Source organism: Arthrobacter sp. MOO21 (genome assembly GCF_057369995.2).
In genome coordinates this window covers 1321901-1344246 of record NZ_CM170671.2, presented here as the reverse complement: position 1 = coordinate 1344246, position 22346 = coordinate 1321901, and the positions used below count along the sequence as shown (strand labels likewise).

Genomic DNA, 22346 nt, shown 5'->3' with positions numbered 1-22346 from the left:
CGGGAGGAAGGCAGCAACCATGGAGCTAAACCCGACGACGGCAGGGCAGCCCCGCCGTCGTGATTCCTTGCACCCTGCCCACCGCTGGGGGGCGGCGGCAGCGGTGGTGGCCACGCTGGTTCTTGCCGGCTGCTCTTCCACCGGCCTGGGGGAAGCAGCGCCCCCGGCGACTGCCGTCCCGCCCCGCAGTGCCACCTCCCCGGACCCCCTCCTGCCCCCGCAGGCCGCACCGACAGCCGCCGCTTCCGCCGTACCGCCTGCTGCGGCGGCTCCTTCCCTTGCCGGCGTCCCCGTCCATCCCGCAACGGCCAAGCCGGCTGCAGCAGTGCCGCCACCCACCTGGCTTACCGTGCCGGGCACGTCGGTCGACATGGCCGTGGTTCCCGGCGGAGTGTCAGCCGGGGGAGCCATGGAAATCCCTGACGCCTTCGACCGGGCCGCGTGGTACCGGTACGGCCCGGCCCCTGGTGCGGCGCAGGGGTCCGCCGTCATAGCCGGCCATATCGACACCACCTCCAACCGGGCTCCGTTCTCGGCGCTGAAGTCGCTTCCGGCGGGCGCCGTGATCCGGGTGGGGCGGGACGGTGCCCCGGCACTCACCTACCGGGTAGTGAAGGTGGACCTGATGGCCAAGGATAGATTCGACGGCGCATCGCTGTTCCGCCGCTCCGGGGCGCATGAGCTCAAGGTGGTCACCTGCGGCGGCCGGTGGCTGGACGAGCGCCTGGACTACAGCGACAATGTGATTGTCACCGCGGTCCTTGAGTAAGCAGCGGCCAGACATGTTTCTCGTCGCCGATGCCGGGAAGGAGCCGCCGTGACATCCTCCGGGCCCGCCTTCCGCGGCTGGGATGACGGGCAGACCGCGACCTTCCTTGCCGGTGATGAGAATGCGCTGGCAGCGGCCTACCGCGAATTTGCCCCTCTGGTGCACACGCTGGCCCTGCGGTCCCTGTCCGATCCGACGGCGGCGGACGACGTCACCCAGGAGGTCTTCATCCGGGTGTGGCGCTCCAGGGCCGCGTTCAATCCGGCGGTGGCAAGGCTCCCGGCGTGGATCGTGGGTATTGCCCGCAATGTCATCCTGGACGCGCAGTCAGCGGCGTCCCGCGAGGCGCGCAAGGCCCAGGCAGCGGCCGGAGCCGGGATGGCCCGGGACGGGGAAGCCGGGGTTGAAGCGGTGGAAGTCCTGGCGGACAGGCTGCTGTTGGACGGGGAACTGGAGAGGCTGGGCGAGCCCCAGGGGTCCATCATGAGGCTGGCCTTCTACGAGGACCTGACGCACGAGCAGATATCGCGCCGGCTGGACCTCCCACTTGGTACGGTCAAGAGCCACATCCGACGCGGCCTGTCGCACCTGAGAAGCAGATTGGAGGTAGACCATGCCGCATCTTGATCCGGACGAGTTAAGCCTCCTTGCGCTCTACGACGACTGGGTGGACGACGACGGTCGGGAGCACCTGCGCGTCTGTCCTGCCTGCGCGGCGGACTACGCGGCATTGCGGCGCACCGTGAGTGCCGTGAAATACAGCCCCGATCCCAGCGGCCTTTCGATTCCAGGTCCCCAGGTGTGGGCAGGCATCCACCGCGAGCTGGGACTTTCCGCCTCCCTTGAGCAGGATCCGCTCGCGGCTGCCGCGCCGGAGGCCGGACAGGCCCAGCCCGTGAAGGGACCTGTCGCTGTCCGCCGGCTACCTCTGGGCGGACCAAACGGCGCTCAAGGTGCGGAAGCGCGGTCTGTCAAAGGACGCGGCCGGGCAGGGCGGCGTGCCGCCTGGTGGCAGCGCCCTGGCACGTGGATGACCGCCGCGGCAGCCGCCGTCCTGGTGATTTTCGGGGCTCTGTGGGTGGCCAACCGCGAGCCCCGGGAACTGGCTGGTGCCGAACTTGCCCCGGTGGCACAGCATTCGGCGACTGGCTCGGCCAAGGTGGTGCAACAGCCCGACGGCTCCCGCCGGCTGGAGGTCAGGCTGGACAAGGACGAGGCCCGGGGGTACCAGGAGGTGTGGCTCATCGCGCCCGATCTTTCCCGGCTGGTCAGCGTGGGTGTGATGAACGCCGAAACCGGGACATTCGACGTGCCCGCTGGGCTGGACCTCGCGGAGTATCCCATCGTGGACGTTTCGGACGAGCCCATGGACGGCAATCCAGCCCACTCCAGCGACAGCATCGCCCGCGGCACGCTGTCTTCCTGACCTGGAACCGAAACCTGGCCACCGGATGGGCCTGGGCAGGCCCATCCGGCAGCGTTCACAACCTGTGTGGGAGCTGCAGCTAGCGGCTGAAGTGCGGGTTGGGTGCGCCTTCGGGCAGTCCCTGCAGTATGTCCTCGGCGACCCGCCGCACCTTGATGTTGCGGTGGCTTGAGGCCTTGGCCAGGATGGCGAAGGCGTCCTGGTAGGAGCACCTGTTCTGGGCCATGATCACGCCGCAGGCAATGTTAATGGAGGTGCGGCTGTCCAGGGCGGACCGGAGGTCGGTGGCAAGGGAACGCGCGGCATGCATGTCAATGGCCATCTGCAGGCTCCTGGCCGCCAGGACGGCGAAGGATCGTGCCTCGGCGATGACCTGCAGCGGGAATGCCTTTTCATCCTGGGCGAAGAATGCCAGGGCAGCGGTTGCCTGGCCGGGATCACTGACTGTTCCGGTCCCGCCAGCGGCCCTGCCGCCGGCATCGAGTCGGAGCCTGACGGCCAGGGCGCTCCCAAAGCCGGCGACCTGCAGCTGGCCGGAGTACTGCTGCCAGCGGAAATCTCCGTTCCGCTGGAGGACTGCCACGGGATGCCCGCCGGACAGCACGTCGATGACGGGCCCCTCCGCCGCTTCCTGTTCCCAGTCCAGCAGGGTCACCACCTGTTCGCTGGTGCCCGTGACGGCGGGGCTTCGCTTGTGCTGGCGCAGCACCACGCCGCACCCCACATCGGATCCGGCCGTCCGGACCACGTGGTCCATGGCCGCGGCGGAAAGCAGCTCCAGGGATTCGTCCAGGGTGTCGGCGCCGGTCACCAGGTCAATCAGGATGGGCGGCGTAGCGGGGAGGAGTGGCTGGTTTCCGCGCACGTTCGAAGACGGGAGAGGGCCGGCGACGGCTGGGGGAGAGTCCTTGGTCTCAAAGGACTCCTCGTCGCCGGCCCCGCTTACCACCCGGGTCCGGTGGACCGGGAAGCCTGAATTTGCGTGCGATGCGTGCATTGCCAGTCTCACACCCCCTAGTGAGCCAAGTACCGCGGGCCGAATCAGGTCTTGCCTCTGATAAGAAACCTATTTGCCGTGACCGTCCGGGTGTATGCGTAGGCGGTACCTGTTTTTCGGATTAGGTAGTACTTGGCCCCGGCCCTGGGCTGGAGCCGCGTCCAGACCCTTGACTCCTGCCGCAGCATCGCCAAGACTGTTTCTATAACGTTGTAAAAGCTGAAGCAAGGATGTATTCGTGACCCCGACAGAACCCTCAGCGCCTGCCAGCGCCTCCCTCACCATCGATCCCGCCTTCACGGTGGGCCCCGTCAGGCGGCGCACGTTCGGCGCCTTCGTCGAACACCTTGGCCGCTGCGTCTACACCGGCATCTTCGAACCGGAGCATCCCAAAGCAGACGAGGACGGCTTCCGCACGGACGTGCTGGAGCTGACCCGTGAACTGGGCGTCTCCACCGTGCGGTACCCGGGCGGCAACTTTGTCTCCGGCTACCGCTGGGAGGACGGCGTTGGCCCCGCGGACCAGCGTCCTGTCCGCCTGGACCTGGCCTGGCACTCCACCGACCCCAACAAGGTGGGCGTTGACGAGTTCGCCAAGTGGTCCGCCAAAGCGGGCGTGGAGCCCATGATGGCGGTGAACCTGGGGACCCGCGGGATCCAGGAGGCGCTGGACCTCCTGGAGTACTGCAACATCGACGGCGGCACGGCCCTTTCGGAGCAGCGTCGCGCCAACGGTGCGGCCAACGGCTACGGCATCAGGATGTGGTGCCTGGGCAACGAAATGGACGGCCCCTGGCAGATCGGCCACAAGAACGCCTTGGAGTACGGCCGGCTCGCCGCCGACACCGCCCGCGGGATGCGCATGGTCGAGCCGGACTTGGAGCTGGTTGCCTGCGGCAGTTCCGGGCCCACCATGCCCACCTTCGGCGAGTGGGAACGCGTGGTCCTGTCCGAAACCTATGAGCTGGTGGACCTGATCTCGGCCCACCAGTACTTCGAGGACTTCGGTGACCTGCAGGAGCACCTGGCCGCCGGACACAAAATGGAAGCCTTCATCCGGGACATCGTGAGCCACATCGACCACGTGAAGTCCGTGAAGAAGTCCACCAAACAGGTGAACATCTCCTTCGACGAGTGGAACGTCTGGCACATGAGCCGGGACGAATCCAAGGTGCCCACGGGCAAGGACTGGCCGGTGGCCCCGGTCCTGCTGGAGGACACCTACACGGTGGCCGACGCCGTTGTCGTGGGTGACCTCCTGGTCACGCTGCTGCGCAACACGGACAGGGTCCACTCGGCCAGCCTCGCCCAGCTGGTGAACGTGATCGCCCCGATCATGACCGAGCCCGGCGGCCGCGCCTGGAAGCAGACCACGTTCCACCCGTTCGCCCTGACCTCCCGGCACGCCTCCGGCACTGTCCTCCAGCTCGCCGTCGAATCCCCGCTGGTCAGCGGCGGCAAGACGGCGGACTTCCCCGCCCTGTCCGCCGTCGCAACCTATGACGCAGACAAGGGTGAGGCCGTGGTGTTCGCGGTGAACCGCTCGGCCGACCAGGCGCTCACGCTGGACGCCGCCGTGGCCGGCCTGGGCAATGTCCGTGTGGCGGAGGCCCTGACCTACGCCAACAAGGACCCGTACTGGCAGGCCAGCGCCGACGATTCCACGTCCGTCCTGCCTTCAGAGAACGGCACGGTCAAGGTCGAGGGTGGACGCCTCACCGCGGAGCTTCCGGCCGTGTCCTGGTCCATGATCCGGCTGGCCGTCACTTCCTGACCGGGCTGGCTGGAAGGGCGGGGCGTCCTTATGACGACGGCGGCCCGTAGATGGGAGGATGGACGGCATGGAACTGCACATCACGGGGGACCCCGCTGCGGACAAGTTGTTGAGTGAGGACGCCTTCGCCCTGCTGACCGGCATGCTGCTGGACCAGCAGGTGACCATGGAATCGGCGTTCGCCGGACCCGAGAAGATCCGGACGCGGATCGGGTCGCTAAAGCCCGAGGCGATTGCCGCCCATGACCCCGCGGCCTTCGTGGAGATGTTCAAGGAACGCCCCGCCGTCCACCGCTTCCCCGGATCCATGGCGGCGAGGGTCCAGGCGCTCGCCGAAGCGGTCCAGAACGAGTGGGACGGCGACACCGCCGCAATCTGGACCAAGGGTTCGCCCGATGGTGCCGAGGTGCTGCGCCGCCTCAAGGCCCTGCCCGGTTTCGGTGACCAGAAGGCCAAAATCTTCCTGGCGCTGCTGGGCAAGCAGCGTGGCCTCGCAGCCCCGGGATGGCGGGAAGCCGCAGGACACTACGGGGAGGAAGGGTCCTACTTGTCCGTGGCGGACATCGTGGATCCGGAGTCCCTCGCCAAGGTCCGTGCCAGCAAGCAGGCGGCCAAGGCTGCCGCGAAAGCAGGAAAAGAACGCTAAATGGCAGTCACCATGAACGACGTCGCGAGGGCAGCGGGCGTTTCGCTCAAGACAGTCTCCAACGTCCTGAACGACTACGAGTTCATCCGCCCCGCCACCAAGCAGCGGGTGCAGGATGCCATTGCGGAACTGGGCTACGAAGCCAACCTCACCGCGCGCAGCCTCCGTTCCGGCAAAACGTCAATGTTGGGCCTGGTCCTGTCCGACCTCTCAGCGCCGTACTACGCGGAACTGGCGTCCAAGCTGATGAAGGCAGCCTCCCGCCACGGCTACCGGGTGCTGGTGGAGCAGTCCGACGCCGAAGCCTCCGCGGAGCTAGGCGCCCTGCAGGGGACCTTCCGGCAGCTCACGGACGGACTGCTGTTCACGCCGCTGGCCATCGACGCCGACCAGATCGCTGCCCGGTCCGGCAGCAAGCCCGTCGTCATGCTGGGCGAGCACATCATGGATCCCCGCTTCGACCTGGTCACCATGAAGAACGAGGAAGCCGCAGCCGCCCTCACCGCGCACCTGCTGGCAGCCGGACGCCGTCGGATCGCCGTGATAGGCGCGCACCCGGATGAGTCCGCCGGAAGCGCCGGCCTGCGCCTGAACGGGTACCGGAAGGCGCTGGAAGACGCGGGCATAGCGTTCGACGCCGGCCTGGTCGCCCCCGCTGAATGGCGCCGGGACGCCGGGGCTGCTGCAGTTGCCGGACTCCTTGACGCCGGGGTGGAGTTCGATGCCGTGTTTGGCCTGAACGACGTGCTGGCCCTCGGCGCCATGCATGAGCTGCTGATCCGGGGCCTCAAGGTGCCCTCGGACGTGGCGGTTGCCGGTTTCGACGACATCGACGAGGCCCGGTTTGCCTCACCGTCCCTGACTACGGTCTCCCCGGGCATGGACGAAATTGCGGAGCGCTCCATAGGGCTGCTGCTGGACAGGGTCGCCGGGCGTGAAACCGCCGCGACGGGCGTGCACGTGAAGGCAGAATTCGAGCTGAAGATCAGGGAGTCCGCGCCCTGACACGTCCGCAAACCGGGTTCGTTCCAAACCCCGGTTTTGTCCGCGCCCGAACGGGTACCTTTTCGGCACCGGATCAACGACGAAAGGTGCCCACGTGATTGCCCTCCTGGTCATCGACATGCAGAACGCATTCTTCGAAGCCCCCGAACTGGCGGCCCAGCAGGAGCGGGTGGTCAGCGAGTGCAACCGGCTGCTGGAAGGGTTCGAGGCGGCCGGACACAAAGTCCTCCTGGTGGGCACCGAACACGAGCGGGACAAGTCCACCTGGACCCTCAGCATGCTCGATGACGACCAGGGATTCATCTTCCGCGGCAGCGGGCAGGCCCAGTCCGTGCCCGGCCTCATCACTGATGGACTGCCCCAGCTGAACAAGACCAGGGACAGCGCCTTCGTGGGGACCAACCTGCTGGCCCGCCTGCGGAACTGGGGTGCGGACGAGGTGGTGCTCGCCGGCGTCTCGACCCACAACTGCATCGCCCAGACCGCCGCCGACGCATTCGCGCACAACATCCGGGTGACCTACGCGAAGGATGCCATGGCCTCCGAAGCCGACCAGGACGCCGCCGACATGCTCCGCATCCTCTCCACCACCTACCGCCAGCCCGTCCAGTCCAGCGATGAGATCCTCGCCCGCCTCAGCGAAACAGGCTGAGCCCGGCCCTTCCTGATACTCCGGAAACGTGGTGGAAACCTTCCCGGCCTACGCTGGTCGCACGCCCCGCCGTCGAAGGGAACCCCATGCACCTGATGCCGCGTGAGCAGGAAAAGCTCCTGATCGTGGTGGCCGCCGACCTTGCCCGCCGGAGGCAGGCCCGCGGCCTGAAGCTGAACTACCCCGAGGCCGTGGCCATCATCAGCTACGAACTGATCGAGGGAGCCCGGGATGGCCGGAGCGTGGCCGACCTGATGAGCTACGGCACCACCCTGCTCACCCGTGGGGACGTGATGGAAGGCGTGCCGGAGATGATCCACGACGTCCAGATCGAAGCAACCTTCCCCGACGGCACCAAGCTCGTCACCGTCCACAGCCCCATCCGCTAGGGAGCGCGCAATGATTCCAGGTGAGTATGTACTTCGGCCGGAACCCGTGACCGCGAATGCGGGCAGGGAGGCGATCGAGGTTGCCGTGACCAACACCGGCGACCGTCCCGTCCAGGTGGGTTCGCACTTCCATTTCGCCGAGGCCAACGCCGCCCTGGCCTTTGACCGCACCGCCGCCTACGGGCGCCGCCTGGACATCCCGGCAGGAACGGCTGCCCGGTTTGAGCCGGGGGATGCGCGCAGCGTGCGGTTGATTGAGTTGGCCGGCCGCCGCGAGGTGTATGGCCTCAGCAACGCAGTCAACGGAAGGCTCGACGGCGGCACCCGCCCGGGCGGGTCCGCTACCGAAGGGGAGAACAAGTGAGCTTCGAAATTCCCCGCCGGCAATACGCCGACCTCTACGGGCCAACCAGCGGGGACAAAATCCGGTTGGCCGACACCGAACTGTTCCTCGAGATCGAGCAGGACCTCACCGTCTACGGCGAGGAAGTGGTGTTCGGCGGCGGCAAGGTGATCCGCGACGGCATGGGCCAAAACGGCCAAGCCACCCGTGATGGGGACATCCCGGACACCGTCATCACCAATGCCGTCATCCTGGACTACACCGGCATCTACAAGGCAGACGTGGCCCTGAAAGACGGGCACATCTTCCGGATCGGCAAAGCCGGCAACCCGCAGATCACCGACGGCGTGGACATCGTCATCGGCGCCAGCACCGAGATCATCGCCGGGGAACGGAAGATCCTCACCGCCGGCGGGGTGGACACCCACATCCACTTCATCTCCCCGGACCAGATTCCCACGGCGCTTGCCAGCGGCGTGACCACCATGATCGGCGGCGGCACCGGCCCGGCTGAAGGCACCAAGGCCACAACGGTGACCCCCGGGAAGTGGCACATCCAGCGGATGCTGCAGGCGGCCGAGGCGTTCCCCATGAACATCGGCCTGTTCGGCAAGGGCCACGCGTCCGCCGTCGAACCGTTGGCAGAGCAGATCCGCGCCGGTGCCATCGGCCTGAAAGTCCACGAGGACTGGGGCTCCACCACCTCCTCCATCGACACCTCCTTGAAGGTGGCCGACGAGTACGACGTCCAGGTGGCCGTCCACACCGACACCCTCAACGAGTGCGGGTTCGTCGAGGACACTATCCGGGCCATCAACGGCCGCGTCATCCACACCTTCCACACGGAGGGCGCGGGCGGCGGACACGCCCCGGACATCATCAAGATCGCGGGCATGCCCAACGTCCTGCCCGCCTCCACGAACCCCACGCTGCCGTACACGCGCAACACCATCGAAGAGCACCTGGACATGCTGATGGTCTGCCACCACCTCAACCCGGACATCCCCGAGGACGTGGCCTTCGCCGATTCCCGCATCCGCGCCGAAACCATCGCCGCCGAGGACGTCCTGCAGGACCTCGGCATCTTCTCCATCACCTCTTCCGATTCCCAGGCCATGGGCCGGGTGGGCGAGGTCATCACCCGCACCTGGCAGGTGGCGGACAAGATGAAGAAGCAGCGCGGGGTACTGGAAGACAACGACGGCGGCACGCACGGCAGTGCGGACAGCGACAACTTCCGCCTCAAGCGCTACGTGGCCAAGTACACGATCAACCCGGCCATTGCGCAGGGCATCGCCGACTCCGTGGGCTCCATCGAGGTGGGCAAGTTCGCCGACCTGGTCCTCTGGGACCCCGCGTTCTTCGGCGTCAAACCTGAGCTCGTCCTCAAAGGCGGCCAAATCGCCTACGCCCTGATGGGCGACGCCAACGCCTCCATCCCCACGCCGCAGCCGCGCACCATGCGCCCCATGTTCGGTGCGTTCGGCAAGGCCGTCCAGCAGTGCTCCATCACCTTCCTGTCCAAGGCCGCCATCGACGCCGGCGTGCCCGGAGAACTGGGGCTGGAGAAGGTCATCCGGCCGGTCTCCGGCATCCGGAACCTCACCAAGGCCGACCTGCGATACAACGACGCCACGCCCGACATCCAGGTTGACCCGGAAACCTACCAGGTGACGGTCGACGGCGAGGACGTCACCTGCGAGCCGTCCGACGTGCTGCCCATGGCGCAGCGCTACTTCCTCTTCTAGGAGCCCCAGTGATCATCGAACGCGTCCTCGGAAACCTGCACGACCTTCCTGAGACCCACCTCGCCGCCTACGCCGGACTGCACCAGGAGAAAGTCGTCCTCCCCAGCGCCCAACTGGTCAAACGCATCCAGCGCGCCACCACCGACCACGGCAAGGAAATCGGCATCCGCCTCCCCTCCGGCTCCGGCGACCTGCGCGACGGCGACATCCTCCACGTCGAACAGTCCAACATGATCGTCGTGTCCGTGCTGCCCACCGACGTCCTGGTCATCGCGCCCCGCACCATCACCGAAATGGGCGTCACCGCACACTCCCTCGGCAACCGGCACCTCCAGGCACAGTTCTTCGACGCGGAGAGCGAATATGGGGCCGACGTCATGGTGTGCGCCTACGACCACACCGTCGAGGATTACCTCACCCATGCCGGTGTGCCTTACTCCCGCCAGGAACGCGTCCTCCCTGTACCTTTCCGCCATGCTGAACACTCGCACTAATAACCCTGTCGCAGCGCTGCGCGCTCCCCGGGAGGTGTCGCTTGGGTGCGCCGGCCCGGATTGGGGGCCGTGCCCGCTTCGCGGTGCCCGCCACGCCGCGGCCCCCAATCCGGGCCGTCGCGATGCTCCGTCCCGTTGGGCGGCAGTGCGGTGAGCAGTTACCAACTTGCTCTTCAGCAACTTACTGACTCTGCGCTTCCTACTGGGGCCTTTGCGCACTCTTTTGGGTTTGAGACGTACCTCGACCGCGGGCTCGTTTTTGATGAGGGGTCCTTTGGGGTCTGGTTGTCCTCGTTCATCTCGCAGTCGCTTGCCTACTCTGACGGGCTGGCTGTTCGTCTCCTCTACGACGGGGTTGATCTGGGGGAGCTGGATTCGCTGCTTTCTGCCTCTCTCCTGCCCCGGCAGGTTCGGGAGGCCAGCCTCAAGATGGGTTCCCGGTTGTTGGAGATCGGGGCTGAGGTGTTTCCCTCACCTGCGCTCGACCTGTACCGGGACCTGGTGGCCAGCGGCCGGGCCGCCGGGCACCAGCCGCTGGCGTTCGCCGTCGTCGCCCGCTCCCTTGGCGTGCCGCTGCAGGAGGCACTCGCCGCCTACCTCTTCGCCACCGTCACGTCGCTCACCCAGAACGCCGTCCGTGCCATCCCGCTCGGCCAGAACGCCGGGCAGCGGGTGCTGCGGAAAGCGCACGACGACGTTGCTGCCGCCATCGAGGCGATTGCGCACCTCACGACGGACGACCTGGGCGCCGTCAGCCCCGGGCTGGAAATCTCGCAAATGCGGCACGAACGCCAGCGTGCCCGGATGTTCATGAGCTGACAGTGCTCTCGACCCAGGAGGAACACCATGACTGAACCCATCAAAATCGGCATCGGCGGGCCCGTCGGCGCCGGCAAGACGCAGCTCGTGGAGCGGCTCACCCGGCACATGAGCGGCGACATCTCCATGGCCGCCATCACCAACGACATCTACACCATCGAAGACGCCAAAATCCTCGCCGCCAACGGCATCCTCCCCGAGGACCGGATCATCGGCGTCGAAACCGGCGGCTGCCCGCACACCGCCATCCGCGAGGACACCTCCATGAACACCGCCGCCATCGAGGAACTCAAGGTCCGGCACCCGGACCTGCAGGTCATCTTCGTCGAGTCCGGCGGCGACAACCTCTCCGCCACCTTCAGCCCCGAACTCGTCGACTTCTCCATCTACATCATTGACGTGGCCCAGGGTGAGAAGATCCCCCGGAAGGCCGGCCAGGGCATGATCAAGTCCGACCTCTTCATCATCAACAAAACCGACCTCGCACCCCACGTGGGAGCGGACCTGAAAATAATGGAGAAAGATTCGAAAGAGTTTAGAGGGGATAGGCCCTTCTGCTTCACCAACCTCAAAACCGACGAGGGCCTGGAAAAAGTAATTGACTGGATCCGGCACGACGTCCTGATGCTCGACCTGGCGCAATAGACATGGGGGCACTGGACTTGCGCCAAGGTGACGTAGACACTGAGGCGGCGAGGCCGGATTTTGGGGCCGCGGCGTGGCGGGCACCGCGGAGCGGGCACGGCCCCAAATCCGGCGAAGCCGCCGGACCCAGCCACGGACAGGCACCTATGGGTCGGCTTGAGTTGGGCGTCAGTTTGCGGGGTGGCCGGTCGATTGCGTCGCATCAGTACCATCGAGGTGCCCTTCGGGTGCTGCGTCCGCACTACCTCGATGACTCCGGGCAGGTTTGCTATGTCGTCGTGAATCCTGGCGGGGCTTATCTTGGGGCTGATCTCTTTGTCCTCGATGTCGAGGTCGGTGACTCGGCTTCTTTGCTGCTGACGACGCAGTCCGCAACCAAGGTCTATCGGACTCCCGGGTCCTTTGCCGAGCAGCGGATGGCTGTGCGTTTGGGGGAGGGGGCGCGGCTGGAGCTGATGCCCGACCAGCTGATCGCCTACCGGGAAGCAAGCTACCGGCAACGGACCTCCGTGACGCTGCGGCCTTCGTCGTCACTGGTCATGGCCGAGGTGGTGACCCCTGGTTGGTCGCCGGACGGCGCCGCCTTCCGGTACGAGGAGGTGCGGCTGCGGAACGAGATCCATGTCGAAACCGGCCACGCCACGCAGCTGCTGGCATTGGACAACCTGCTGATCCGGCCGCCGCTTGGCGACGTCGCCGGGCTCGGGTTCATGGAGGGGTACAGCCATCTGGGCTCGCTCGTGGTGGTGGACCCAAGGGTGGACCAGGCGCTCGCCGATGAACTGCATCACGTGACGGCAGGCTATGACGCCTTGACCGGGCTCACCCTGACCCGCACAGTCGAAGGAACCACCGGCCTGGTGCTGCGCACGCTGTCCAACAGCACGGGGGAACTGAACTGCCTGCTCGGCTCCTGCGCCAACCTCCTCCGGCAGCGCTGGCACGGGCAGGGGCCGCTGGACCTGAGGAAGCACTGATGACGGCACTGGCAAACATCACCGCCCTCTACCGGGACCGTGAAACCCTGCCACTTCGGACCCGGGTGCTCTGCACTTTCGGTGCCGTGGCTGCCCTGCACGCTGCCGCCGTCGTACTCCTGCTCGCCGGAAATGCTGGGGCCACGGGACCGCAGGCGCTCACGTGGGGCCTGGTGCTCACCGCCTACCTGGCCGGCGTGAAGCACAGCTACGACTGGGACCATCTCGCCGCGATCGATAACGCCACCCGCAAATTCGTCGCGCAGCGCCAGGACCCGGTCAGCGTGGGCTTCGCCTTCAGCCTGGGCCACAGCTCGGTGGTGGCGCTGGCCGGGGTGTTGGTGATTGCCGGTGCTTCCGTCGTCGGCGGGTTGATGCAGGAGGGCTCGGCCGGCAACCTTGTGCTCGGCCTGGTGGGCAGCGGTGTATCGGGCCTGTTCCTGCTGGCCATGGGTCTCTTCAACGGCTCCGCCTTCGCCCGCTCAGCCGGTGCCTACCGCCGCGTCCGGAACGGTGCCGACGTCGACCCCCGCGAACTCGAGCCGCAGGGCATGGTGGCGCGGCTCCTCGCCAAGCCGCTGTCCAGGGTGCACCGGCCGCGGAACATCTATGTGATCGGCTTCCTGTTTGGCCTTGGCTTCGACACGGCCACCACCATCGGGCTGCTGATGATGACGACGGCGGCCTCGCTGGCTGGAGTGCCCCCGTTCGCGCTGCTGGCACTGCCGCTGGCGTTCGCTGCGGCGATGACGCTGTGCGATTCCCTCAATGGGCTTGCGATGATCCGGATGTACCGTTCGGCGCTCGGTGATCCGCGGCGGAGGCTCGGCTTCAACGCGCTGGTCACGGGCATCTCCGCGGTTTCGGCCCTGTTCATTGCCGTCATCACACTGGGCGGATTCCTGCACGCGGCTTTTGCCTTGGATGATCCGGTGACAAAGTGGCTGGATTCCGTCGACCTGGGCGACGCCGGCCTCCTGCTGGTGGCGCTCCTGCTGGCCGCCTGGGGCGGGGCTGCGCTGCGCGGAAGGCGCGCAACCGGAAGGCCGGCCGCTGAGGTTGCCGAGTAAGCGCGGGGCGCGGTGCCGGCCTGTTGACCGGCACCGCGCCCGCTGGCCAAAGCCTGACTCAGCTAGCCGAAATCGGCAACGTAGCTGGGCACGCCGACGGCGTCAGTCGATACGGGTGCTCCCGTGTCATTCACCACGTGGTCCAGGGTTCCCGCTCCGAGGTTCACAGTCAGCAGGCTGTGCAGCCTCACCCCGGGAGCTACCGGCACCTCAAAACCCCTGGTGGCATGGATGGAGGGGTTCACATTGTTGTAGACGTAGCTGCCGCCGCCCCAGAGCTCATGGGTCTTCACGGAATCGGAGACCTTGTAACCGGCCCAGCCCAGGACTCCGTCGTGCTGCCAGGCGGCCTGGTTGGGTGCGTCATAGGGCAATTCGTTCTGGAAGAAAACGGTTTTGCCGTTTTCACCGTTCCAGATGACGTTGTACTCCTGGTAATGCTCCACGAACAGGCCTGTGGCGGTGACATTGTTGCCGTTGACGATCACGCCGTTCCGGCCGGTGTTGGTTGTCCAGCCCACGCCGTTGCCGTGGTCGGCGCGCCAGGCCCAGATGTGGTCAAGGAGAACGTTGTCGCTGTTGACTTCCAGGCTGACCGACGCTTTGCCGACGTGCGGGCCGCCGATGCGGAAGAACACGTCATGGAGAGTGGTGGGGTTTGCGGGATCCTTGTGCACGGGTGAGTTGGCCGGTCCATCGCCTGCACCGTCGCTGGCCTTGCCGATCCGCATCAGGACGGGTGAAGCCACCTCGCCGCCATCCACGGTGACCGCGGCGATGTCCACGCCCGGGACGTCCGCCACCGTCAGGGGAACTGCTCCGTCGACGGCGGTAAGTGTCGCCATGCCCAGCCCAAGCACCACGGTGTTGGCCCGCTTGACCTCGATGCTGTCATCGACGCCGTAGACCCCTGGCGTGAGCAGGAGGTTCTTGCCCCTGGCAAGCTGGGAGTTGATGGTCTGTACTGAATCGTTGGGCGTCGCCACATAGAAGTCGGCCAAGGGGATGCTGCGCCCCTTGGTAGGGCCGTCTTCCCACGTTGTGCCCGAAGAGTTTTCGCGGACGGCGGGCACGAACACGCTGTACTGGCCGGCGGAGTCCAGCGTCAGGTAGGGCTTCTCCCGGCTGATGGGGGTGTTGCTCAGGGTAGTGTATGGCGGGTTCGGGAAGGAGTCCGCAGGAGCCCCGTCCACGCCCGAGAACACTTGGTTCCAGACCCCGTTGGACCAGCTTCCAATGCTGCTGTCGCGGACCAGGTACTGCTGCTGCGAGCCGTTGATGACGGCACCCGTCTTCGAGTCCGCGATGAATCCGCCGCTGGCATACTGAGGGCCGGCCGTGCAGTAGTCCATCAGGGACAGGTTGCCGCCGGTGATGTTGACCCGCCGCATGGGTGAGGCCTGCGAAGCCGCCCAGAAGTTCGCCGAGCTTCGGCAGCCTTCGAGTCCGGTGACATTGATCGTGAGGTTGGAAAGGGACCGCCAGAAGTTGTTCAGGGCGATGCAGTTGTCGGCGGCCAGGCAGCGGTTGTAGACGTCCACGTGCCCGTTGATGGTGACATCGGTGGGTGCAGCGCCCAGTCCGGCCACTTCGGTGGAGTAGCCCACCTGGACGATCAGCGGTTCTTCGGGGGTGCCATAGGTGCCGGGTTTGAACAACAGGGAGTAGCGCTTGGCCCCCATTTCGTCGTCCACCTGCTGGGCGGCGATGGAGTCCACCGTGGCCTGGATTTGAGCCACCGGCATGCCGGGATCGAAAACGTAGACGTTGGGTCCAAATGGATGAGGTGCAGCCTGTGGAAGAGCCGGGGTTGCGGTGGTTTGGAGCGCCGGTGCGCGGGTGGCGGCCAGTGCCGGCGGGTTGGTGGGCGCTGCGACGGCCACGCCTGTTCCGCTGCCGACCAGGCCGGACAGGAGCACCACCGTGCTGGCTATGAGCCGGCGCCTGGCCTTCGTATGGGGGAGCGGGGAGGGTGTGCTGGCGGCGCGCGGAAGATGGGGAGGGTGGGCTAGCGGCATTGCTGGTCCTGTTCGTCGGTGGGATTCATCGAGCCGGAAGGAGAAAGGCGGCGAAAAGACGCGGCCGTGGGAGCGCTCCCGTCGGGAAGCGTAACACCGCGTCCAAGCACCGGCAAGGGTGGTGGGAGCGCTCCTAAAAATCCTTGACAGGAGGGTGCGGGGTGCGACACCATGACGTGAGAGCGCTCCCACCGACCCTCCAAGAGCCGGCCAAGCCGCTCCACTACCTACCGCCCGGCCGTCCACGCGGATCGATAGGGCACCTCTGACGAAGGAGTCTTCCCCCTGTGAAAAACCCCAGCAAGTTCTCCCTGCTTTCGGCAGCCGCCGCCTGCCTTGCCCTGTCGCTTTCCGCCTGCGGTTCCCCATCACCCGACAAGGCCGGAGTCAACGACGCCACCGGGTCCGATCCCGTCACGCTTACCGTGGGGACGTTCAATGAGTTCGGCTACGAGAAGCTTTTCGAGGAATACGAAAAGCTGAACCCGAACGTGACCATCGAGCATAAGAAGGCAGCAACCACCAACGAAGCCCGCGACAACCTCACCACCCGCCTGGCCGCCGGCTCCGGCCTCTCCGATATCGAGGCTGTGGAGGTGGACTGGCTCCCGGAACTCCTGGAGTACCCGGACCGCTTTGCAGATTTGGGCGATCCCGCTGTTGAAGGACGCTGGCTGGACTGGAAGACCGAAGCCGCCACAACCGCGGACGGCAAGCTCCTTGCCTATGGGACCGACTCCGGCCCTGAAGCGGTCTGCTACAACGCCGAACTGCTCAAGAAGGCCGGCATGCCCACTGAGCGCGGGGAGGTTGCCCGGATGCTGGGCACCACCTGGGACAGCTACTTCGAAGCCGGCAAGGCATTCAAGGCTGCAAGCCCCAAGTCTGCATGGTTCGACTCCGCAGGGGCAATCTACCAAGGCATGAGCAACCAGCTGGAAAAGGTCTACGAGGAGGAAGACGGCACCGTCATCGCCACGGAGAACCAGAAGGTCAAGGACACCTACAACCGGGTCCTGAAAGCCTCCACCGAGGACGGGCTGTCCGCCCACCTCAGCCAGTGGAGCGACGACTGGGCCTCCGGATTCCAGACCGGCGCCTTCGCCACAACCCTCTGCCCGGGCTGGATGCTCGGAGTCATCGAGGGCAACGCAGCCGGGGTCACCGGCTGGGACGTTGCCAACGTCTTTCCCGGCGGCGGCGGAAACTGGGGCGGGTCCTACCTGACCGTCCCCACCCAGGGCGGGCACCAGGCCGAGGCCAAGAAGCTGGCAGGCTGGTTGACGGCCCCTGAGCAGCAGATCAAGGCATTCACCGCCAAGGGCACCTTCCCCAGCCAGAAGGAGGCGCTGGAAAGCCCCGAGCTGCTGGGACAGACCAACGCCTTCTTCAACGGTGCACCCACCGGCGAGATCTTTGCCGAGCGTGCCAAGGCGGTTGAGGTGACCCCCTTCAAGGGTGCCAAGTTCTTCGCCATCAACGACGCCATGCAGCAGGCGCTCACCCGGGTGGACGTTGACAAGTCGGACGACGCCGCCTCCTCCTGGGAGAAGTTCGTCGCCGCAGTGAAGTCCCTCTAAGCATGGCAGTCACCGACCGGGTCAAGCCCGGGAGCGCCGGGCATCCGCCCCTGCGTCCCGCGGACACGAAGCGTGTCCGGCGCCTGGCTTTCTCGCAGCAGGTCTCCAAGTGGGACGTAAAGCTCTCCCCCTACCTCTACATCTCGCCTTTCTTCATTCTGTTCGCTGTCACAGGGCTCTTCCCGCTGGTGTACACGGCATGGGTTTCCCTGCACAACTGGAACCTCATTGGCGGACAGGGCAAGTTCACGGGCCTGGAAAACTACGCCTTCGTTGTGGCCCAGCCCTACTTCTGGAACGCGGCGGGCAACACCTTCAGCATCTTCGTCCTGTCCTCCCTTCCCCAGGTTGTGATCGCCCTGGTGATAGCGGCTGTACTGGACGCGAACCTGAGGGCCAGGACGTTCTGGCGGATGGGGGTGCTGGTGCCTTTTGTTGTTGCACCCGTGGCAGTGGGCCTGATCTTCAACAACCTCTTCGCGGACCAGTTTGGCCTGATCAATGAGATGTTGAAGGCGGCAGGGCTGGGCCCGGTCCGGTGGCATTCCGATTCCCTTTCGAGCCACCTGGCGATCGCCACCATGGTGAACTTCCGCTGGACCGGCTACAACGCACTGATCTTCCTCGCAGCCATGCAGGCCATTCCGAGGGACGTGTTCGAAGCGGCAACCATCGACGGCGCGGGCCGCCTGCGGCAATTCTTCTCCGTGACCGTCCCCATGCTGCGGCCAACGGTGATCTTCGTGGTGATCACCTCAACCATCGGCGGCCTCCAGATTTTCGATGAGCCCCGGGTCTTCGACCAGTCCGGACTGGGCGGAGCGGACCGGCAGTGGCAGACGCTGACCATGTATATCTGGGAACTTGGCTGGGGCCAGCGCAACTTCGGCAGGGCGTCTGCCGTGGCCTGGCTGCTCTTCCTGATCATCGTCCTGATCGCCCTGCTCAACTTCCTCATTACCAAGCGCATCGCAAGCCAGGGAGGCCGCAAGTGAGCTCCATTCCCATGATCGAGCAGACCGCCGGTAAGGGGGCCGCCCGGGCAGCAGCCCGTCGCGGGCATGGTGCCGGGGGTACCAGGGGCGGCAGGTCCAGCCAGGGAAGTGCCCGCAGGCCCGGCTTCCCCACCTACGGTTTCCTGGGTGCCGTGCTTCTCGCCTCGATCTTTCCGCTGTACTGGTCCTTCCTGGTAGGCAGCCATGACAACACCGTCCTGAGCCGCGGCATCCCGCTGCTGCCCGGAGGGAACTTCCTGGCAAACGCTGCCAAAGTCTTTGACAGCATCCCGTTCTGGAAGGCGATGGGCAACAGCCTTATCGTCTCGTGCGTTACCGCAGCATCCGTCGTCGTGTTCTCCACCCTGGCCGGATTCGCCTTTGCCAAGCTCCGCTTCCGCGGCAGCAAGGCGCTGCTGGTGTTTGTCATCGCGACGATGGCGGTGCCCACCCAGCTCGGCGTGGTCCCGCTGTTTATCGTGATGTCCAAGCTGGGATGGACCGGGTCGCTCTGGGCTGTCATCATCCCCGGCCTCGTCACGGCCTTCGGGGTGTTCTGGATGACCCAGTACCTGCGCGACGCCCTCCCTGATGAACTCATCGAGGCGGTAAGAATGGACGGGGCCTCGATGATCCAGGCCTTCTGGTACATCGGCTTCCCCGCTGCCCGGCCGGCGGCGGCCATGCTGGCCCTGTTCACCTTCGTGGCCACCTGGACGAACTTCTTTTGGCCGTTCATTGTCCTGGACCCGTCAAACCCCACCCTCCCGGTGGCGCTGCAGCTGCTGCAGGCTGCCCATTTCGTGGACTACTCCGTGGTCCTGGCCGGCGCTGTCCTGGCCACCATCCCGCTCCTGCTCCTCTTTATTGCGGCAGGCCGGCAACTCGTATCTGGAATTATGCAAGGAGCAGTCAAAGGATGAGTTCCACCCAACTTCCGTTTCCGGAGGGCTTCCTCTGGGGCGCGGCAACAGCTGCCTACCAAATTGAAGGTTCAGCACATGCCGGCGGCAGGCAGGATTCGATCTGGGATACCTTCGCCCGGGTGCCCGGCGCGGTGGCTGACGGTCACAACGGCGACGTGGCATGCGACCACTACCGGCGCTACCGGCAGGACGTCGCACTCATGAAACAGCTGAACATGGAGGCCTACAGGTTCTCAACGTCGTGGGCCCGCTGCATGCCTGATGGCGTGACCCCCAACCCTGAAGGCCTCGCCTTTTACTCCCGCCTGGTGGACGAGCTGCTGGCGGCAGGCATTACGCCCTGGCTGACCCTGTACCACTGGGACCTGCCCCAGGCACTCGAGGACAAGGGCGGCTGGGCCAACAGGGACACGGCCTACCGTTTCGCTGAGTACGCGGCCCTGATGCACGGCGTCCTGGGCGACCGGGTACGGATCTGGACAACCCTCAACGAACCGTGGTGCTCGGCGTTCCTGGGCTATGCGGCGGGCATCCACGCGCCCGGCCGGCAGGAACCCCGGGCCGCACTGGCTGCGGCCCACCACCTCCTGCTGGGCCACGGGCTGGCAGCCCGTGAGCTCCGCCGGCGCGATGCGGACGCCTCCCTGGGCATCACTTTGAACCTGACTGTCGCTGATCCCCGGGATCCCGGCAGCGGGGGCGACAGGGATGCGGCCAGGCGCATCGACGGCCAGTTCAACAGAATCTTCCTGGACCCGCTGTTCAGAGGGGAATACCCGGCTGACCTGCTGGCGGATGTGGCGCACCTGGGCCTGGCCGGGCTGGTGCAGGACGGGGACCTGGAGACCATTGCCACGCCACTGGACCTGCTGGGCGTCAACTATTACCACGGGGAGTGCGTGACGAAGGACCCGGAAGTCCCGTCCGGCGGGGCGGTGGCGACCGCGGCCGCTCCGGAGCAGGTGGCCCGCCCGGTTTCCTCACCGTTCGTGGCAGCAGACGGCGCGCGTTCGGTGCCCCGCGGCCTGCCTGTGACGGGAATGGGCTGGGAGGTCCAGCCGGAGGGGCTGCGGCGCCTGCTCAACCGATTGCAGGCAGAGTACACGGGCCCGGCGGGCATCCCCCTGTATGTCACCGAAAACGGGGCGGCTTATGACGACGTCCCCGACGAAACGGGTTTTGTGGATGACCAGGACCGCTTGGCGTTCTTCGCCTCCCACCTCCAGGCGGTGCATGGTGCAGTGGCCGACGGAGTGGATGTCCGCGGCTACCTGGCGTGGTCGCTTCTGGACAATTACGAGTGGTCCTTTGGCTACCATCAGCGTTTCGGGCTGGTTCGAGTGGACTATGCCACGCAGGACCGGATTCCAAAAGCAAGCGCGCGGTGGTATGCGGAAGTGGCTGGCTCGAACGCAGTGCCTGCTGACCGCAGGCTCCCAACGCCTTCGGTGCAAGGTGTCGTATTGTCTGTGTAATGAACGAGAAGACGCGCCGCCCCGCCCTCGCCAAGGCGGGGCGGTCCAGTCCCACGCTCGAGGACCTCGCCACCGCGGCCGGGGTGTCCCGTTCCACGGCGTCCAGGGCCATCAATGGCGGACTGAAGGTCAGCCCGGAAGCACAGGCCGCCGTCGATGCGGCGATCGTGGCGCTGGGGTACACGCCCAACCGGGCGGCACGCAGCCTCGTCACCCGGCGGACGGCGTCGGTGGCACTGGTCATCCCGGAGCCGGACGCCAGGGTGATGATGGATCCCTACTTCGCGGCGGTGATCACGGGCGTGAATGAAGCACTCCGTGAAACCGACATGCAGCTGGTGTTGCTGATGTCGCGGACGGGGGACGACTCCGCGCGGACCATCCGGTACCTGCGTGGCGGCCATGTGGACGGCGCCATCGTCGTGTCCCACCACCGGGCCGACGCCTGGGTGGAAAGCCTGGGTGACACCGGACTGCCTACAGTTTTTATCGGCAGGCCGTGGGATACAGGATCAGGAATTCCCTTTGTTGACCTCGACAACTTTGAGGGTGGCCGGTTGGCGGCGCAGCACCTGGCCCGACTGGGACGTACCAAGCTGGGAACCGTTGCCGGCCCGGGCGATATGACAGCCGCCGTCGACCGCTTGGAAGGATGGCTGCAGGGGCTCAGGGAAGCCGGCCTCCAGCCCGGACCCGTGGTCCACGGGGACTTTACGACGCCGGGAGGCGCTGACGCCGCACGGAACCTGTTCGCCCAGGCACCGGAGCTGGACGGCGTTTTCGCCGCATCGGACCTCATGGCGCTGGGCGTGGTCGACGCTGTCCGCGGTGCGGGCCGGCGCGTCCCGGACGACGTGGCAGTCGTCGGCTTCGATAATCACGCGATCCTGGCGCCCGGCGGCATTGGACTCACCACAGTCACCCATCCAGTGGCTGACATGGCGGAGGCAGCGGGCCAACTCCTCCTGCGCGCCATCGAGGATCCGGGGCAGGGGATGGATCCACTGATCTACCCGCCTGAACTGGTAGTGCGCGGAAGCACTGTGGGCTGACCTGCGGAGTTCCTGCAGGCACCAGGAGCGGCTAAGCGGCCAGCCCGCCCCTGGCCTTCCGGTGCACCCGGTGCGGCGCTGACGACGTGGCGGTGCGGGCACCGGCAAGCACTTCGGTGCCGTCGGGCACGGTGCTGTCGGCGTCCAGGTGGGCGCCGTGCTCAATCAGCACGCCCGAGCCAATCCTCGTGTGGCTGCCGATGTGGACGCGGTTGCCAATGACGGTGCCGCGCCCGATGCGCACACCGTCGCCAATGACTGTCCGGTTGCCGATCCTGGCGTCCCGGTCTATCCAGCTGCCGTGTCCGATCCGGCACCCGGGACCCACCTGCGCGCCGTGTTCCACGTAGGTCATGGGGCCGATCCGGGCGCTGTCAGCCACGATGGCACCCGGAGCGATCAGCCCGCCGCCGTTGTCGTGGCGGCTGTAGCGGGTGACCTTTCCGGCGTCGTCCTCAACTGAGACAAACTTTGCGGTCATACCATCCCTCGTTAACGCTGCGGCTATTTACCGCGCAGTAGGTTAACGGTCCACAGCGCTAAGGG

Annotated in this window: 23 protein-coding genes; 20 read left to right on the top strand and 3 right to left on the bottom strand. The window is 66.3% G+C overall.

What is annotated here, in order from left to right; genetic code table 11:
- Nucleotides 1-19 precede the first annotated feature (19 nt).
- Genes AC2JAJ_RS06190 through AC2JAJ_RS06180 form a run of 3 tightly spaced genes read left to right on the top strand, consistent with a single transcriptional unit; the run spans nt 20 to nt 2195 of the window.
- On the top strand, nt 20-769 hold the full coding sequence (locus tag AC2JAJ_RS06190; protein WP_486416487.1) for a class F sortase: 750 nt from the start codon (nt 20-22) through the stop codon (nt 767-769).
- Nucleotides 770-817: 48 nt separating this feature from the next.
- The gene (locus AC2JAJ_RS06185; RefSeq protein ID WP_486416488.1) at nt 818-1396 is read left to right on the top strand and encodes an RNA polymerase sigma factor; all 579 of its coding nucleotides are present in this window, start codon (nt 818-820) and stop codon (nt 1394-1396) included.
- Nucleotides 1383-2195 carry an anti-sigma factor gene (locus AC2JAJ_RS06180; RefSeq protein ID WP_486416489.1) on the top strand — a complete coding sequence of 271 codons (813 nt, stop codon included), beginning with the start codon at nt 1383-1385 and terminating at the stop codon, nt 2193-2195. The genes AC2JAJ_RS06185 and AC2JAJ_RS06180 overlap by 14 nt, the downstream gene beginning before the upstream one ends.
- 79 nt (nt 2196-2274) lie before the next feature.
- On the opposite strand, the gene AC2JAJ_RS06175 is transcribed toward AC2JAJ_RS06180, so the two are convergent.
- Complete coding sequence (locus AC2JAJ_RS06175) at nt 2275-3192, bottom strand: ANTAR domain-containing protein (RefSeq protein ID WP_486416490.1); 918 nt, start codon at nt 3190-3192, stop codon at nt 2275-2277.
- Between the two features lie 238 nt (nt 3193-3430).
- On the opposite strand from AC2JAJ_RS06175, the gene arfA reads away from it, so the two are divergent.
- From arfA to AC2JAJ_RS06115, 12 genes are all read left to right on the top strand, one after another.
- Complete coding sequence (gene arfA / locus AC2JAJ_RS06170; RefSeq protein ID WP_486416491.1) at nt 3431-4966, top strand: arabinosylfuranosidase ArfA; 1536 nt, start codon at nt 3431-3433, stop codon at nt 4964-4966.
- Between the two features lie 58 nt (nt 4967-5024).
- On the top strand, nt 5025-5612 hold the full coding sequence (locus AC2JAJ_RS06165; protein ID WP_221385193.1) for an HhH-GPD-type base excision DNA repair protein: 588 nt from the start codon (nt 5025-5027) through the stop codon (nt 5610-5612).
- Nucleotides 5613-6617: a LacI family DNA-binding transcriptional regulator gene (locus tag AC2JAJ_RS06160; RefSeq protein ID WP_486416492.1), complete on the top strand. Its 1005-nt coding sequence runs from the start codon at nt 5613-5615 to the stop codon at nt 6615-6617.
- Between the two features lie 94 nt (nt 6618-6711).
- On the top strand, nt 6712-7269 hold the full coding sequence (locus tag AC2JAJ_RS06155) for a cysteine hydrolase family protein (RefSeq protein ID WP_221385195.1): 558 nt from the start codon (nt 6712-6714) through the stop codon (nt 7267-7269).
- 86 nt (nt 7270-7355) lie between these two features.
- Nucleotides 7356-7658, top strand: coding sequence for an urease subunit gamma (locus AC2JAJ_RS06150; protein ID WP_221385196.1), 303 nt, complete (start codon nt 7356-7358; stop codon nt 7656-7658).
- Nucleotides 7659-7668: 10 nt separating this feature from the next.
- Nucleotides 7669-8022: an urease subunit beta gene (locus AC2JAJ_RS06145; RefSeq protein WP_221385197.1), complete on the top strand. Its 354-nt coding sequence runs from the start codon at nt 7669-7671 to the stop codon at nt 8020-8022.
- A complete protein-coding gene (ureC, locus tag AC2JAJ_RS06140; RefSeq protein ID WP_486416493.1) occupies nt 8019-9749 on the top strand; it encodes an urease subunit alpha in 1731 nt (576 codons plus the stop codon). The genes AC2JAJ_RS06145 and ureC overlap by 4 nt, the downstream gene beginning before the upstream one ends.
- Nucleotides 9750-9757: 8 nt before the next feature.
- Nucleotides 9758-10243 (top strand): urease accessory protein UreE, encoded by a 486-nt coding sequence (gene ureE, locus AC2JAJ_RS06135; protein ID WP_486416494.1) that lies wholly within the window; start codon nt 9758-9760, stop codon nt 10241-10243.
- A 150-nt stretch (nt 10244-10393) separates the two neighbouring features.
- The gene (locus AC2JAJ_RS06130) at nt 10394-11062 is read left to right on the top strand and encodes an urease accessory protein UreF (RefSeq protein ID WP_486416495.1); all 669 of its coding nucleotides are present in this window, start codon (nt 10394-10396) and stop codon (nt 11060-11062) included.
- Between the two features lie 27 nt (nt 11063-11089).
- Complete coding sequence (gene ureG / locus AC2JAJ_RS06125) at nt 11090-11707, top strand: urease accessory protein UreG (RefSeq protein ID WP_486416496.1); 618 nt, start codon at nt 11090-11092, stop codon at nt 11705-11707.
- 146 nt (nt 11708-11853) lie between these two features.
- A complete protein-coding gene (locus tag AC2JAJ_RS06120) occupies nt 11854-12684 on the top strand; it encodes an urease accessory protein UreD (RefSeq protein WP_486416497.1) in 831 nt (276 codons plus the stop codon).
- Nucleotides 12684-13754, top strand: coding sequence for a HoxN/HupN/NixA family nickel/cobalt transporter (locus AC2JAJ_RS06115; RefSeq protein ID WP_486416498.1), 1071 nt, complete (start codon nt 12684-12686; stop codon nt 13752-13754). Before AC2JAJ_RS06120 ends, AC2JAJ_RS06115 begins: the two co-directional genes overlap by 1 nt.
- A gap of 62 nt (nt 13755-13816) precedes the next feature.
- On the opposite strand, the gene AC2JAJ_RS06110 is transcribed toward AC2JAJ_RS06115, so the two are convergent.
- Nucleotides 13817-15772 carry a pectate lyase-like domain-containing protein gene (locus AC2JAJ_RS06110; RefSeq protein WP_486416499.1) on the bottom strand — a complete coding sequence of 652 codons (1956 nt, stop codon included), beginning with the start codon at nt 15770-15772 and terminating at the stop codon, nt 13817-13819.
- 287 nt (nt 15773-16059) lie between these two features.
- On the opposite strand from AC2JAJ_RS06110, the gene AC2JAJ_RS06105 reads away from it, so the two are divergent.
- The 5 genes from AC2JAJ_RS06105 to AC2JAJ_RS06085 are packed head-to-tail and all read left to right on the top strand — an operon-like array spanning nt 16060 to nt 21800.
- The gene (locus AC2JAJ_RS06105) at nt 16060-17352 is read left to right on the top strand and encodes an ABC transporter substrate-binding protein (RefSeq protein WP_486416500.1); all 1293 of its coding nucleotides are present in this window, start codon (nt 16060-16062) and stop codon (nt 17350-17352) included.
- 2 nt (nt 17353-17354) lie between these two features.
- Nucleotides 17355-18347, top strand: coding sequence for a carbohydrate ABC transporter permease (locus AC2JAJ_RS06100; RefSeq protein ID WP_486416501.1), 993 nt, complete (start codon nt 17355-17357; stop codon nt 18345-18347).
- Nucleotides 18344-19270 (top strand): carbohydrate ABC transporter permease, encoded by a 927-nt coding sequence (locus AC2JAJ_RS06095; protein ID WP_473694722.1) that lies wholly within the window; start codon nt 18344-18346, stop codon nt 19268-19270. Before AC2JAJ_RS06100 ends, AC2JAJ_RS06095 begins: the two co-directional genes overlap by 4 nt.
- On the top strand, nt 19267-20748 hold the full coding sequence (locus AC2JAJ_RS06090) for a glycoside hydrolase family 1 protein (protein WP_221385207.1): 1482 nt from the start codon (nt 19267-19269) through the stop codon (nt 20746-20748). The genes AC2JAJ_RS06095 and AC2JAJ_RS06090 overlap by 4 nt, the downstream gene beginning before the upstream one ends.
- The gene (locus AC2JAJ_RS06085) at nt 20748-21800 is read left to right on the top strand and encodes a LacI family DNA-binding transcriptional regulator (protein WP_221385208.1); all 1053 of its coding nucleotides are present in this window, start codon (nt 20748-20750) and stop codon (nt 21798-21800) included. Before AC2JAJ_RS06090 ends, AC2JAJ_RS06085 begins: the two co-directional genes overlap by 1 nt.
- Nucleotides 21801-21831: 31 nt before the next feature.
- On the opposite strand, the gene AC2JAJ_RS06080 is transcribed toward AC2JAJ_RS06085, so the two are convergent.
- Nucleotides 21832-22281: a transferase gene (locus tag AC2JAJ_RS06080; protein WP_473694728.1), complete on the bottom strand. Its 450-nt coding sequence runs from the start codon at nt 22279-22281 to the stop codon at nt 21832-21834.
- Between the last annotated feature and the right edge of the window lie 65 nt (nt 22282-22346).

Bases quoted from the DNA above. Each gene is read 5' to 3' on its own strand.
- AC2JAJ_RS06190 (WP_486416487.1), top strand. From the start codon at position 20: ATGGAGCTAAACCCGACGACGGCAGGGCAGCCCCGCCGTCGTGATTCC.
- AC2JAJ_RS06180 (WP_486416489.1), top strand. From the start codon at position 1,383: ATGCCGCATCTTGATCCGGACGAGTTAAGCCTCCTTGCGCTCTACGAC.
- AC2JAJ_RS06175 (WP_486416490.1), bottom strand. From the start codon at position 3,192: ATGCACGCATCGCACGCAAATTCAGGCTTCCCGGTCCACCGGACCCGG.
- AC2JAJ_RS06165 (WP_221385193.1), top strand. From the start codon at position 5,025: ATGGACGGCATGGAACTGCACATCACGGGGGACCCCGCTGCGGACAAG.
- AC2JAJ_RS06160 (WP_486416492.1), top strand. From the start codon at position 5,613: ATGGCAGTCACCATGAACGACGTCGCGAGGGCAGCGGGCGTTTCGCTC.
- AC2JAJ_RS06150 (WP_221385196.1), top strand. From the start codon at position 7,356: ATGCACCTGATGCCGCGTGAGCAGGAAAAGCTCCTGATCGTGGTGGCC.
- AC2JAJ_RS06145 (WP_221385197.1), top strand. From the start codon at position 7,669: ATGATTCCAGGTGAGTATGTACTTCGGCCGGAACCCGTGACCGCGAAT.
- ureG (WP_486416496.1), top strand. From the start codon at position 11,090: ATGACTGAACCCATCAAAATCGGCATCGGCGGGCCCGTCGGCGCCGGC.
- AC2JAJ_RS06120 (WP_486416497.1), top strand. From the start codon at position 11,854: ATGGGTCGGCTTGAGTTGGGCGTCAGTTTGCGGGGTGGCCGGTCGATT.
- AC2JAJ_RS06115 (WP_486416498.1), top strand. From the start codon at position 12,684: ATGACGGCACTGGCAAACATCACCGCCCTCTACCGGGACCGTGAAACC.
- AC2JAJ_RS06110 (WP_486416499.1), bottom strand. From the start codon at position 15,772: ATGCCGCTAGCCCACCCTCCCCATCTTCCGCGCGCCGCCAGCACACCC.
- AC2JAJ_RS06100 (WP_486416501.1), top strand. From the start codon at position 17,355: ATGGCAGTCACCGACCGGGTCAAGCCCGGGAGCGCCGGGCATCCGCCC.
- AC2JAJ_RS06090 (WP_221385207.1), top strand. From the start codon at position 19,267: ATGAGTTCCACCCAACTTCCGTTTCCGGAGGGCTTCCTCTGGGGCGCG.
- AC2JAJ_RS06085 (WP_221385208.1), top strand. From the start codon at position 20,748: ATGAACGAGAAGACGCGCCGCCCCGCCCTCGCCAAGGCGGGGCGGTCC.
- AC2JAJ_RS06080 (WP_473694728.1), bottom strand. From the start codon at position 22,281: ATGACCGCAAAGTTTGTCTCAGTTGAGGACGACGCCGGAAAGGTCACC.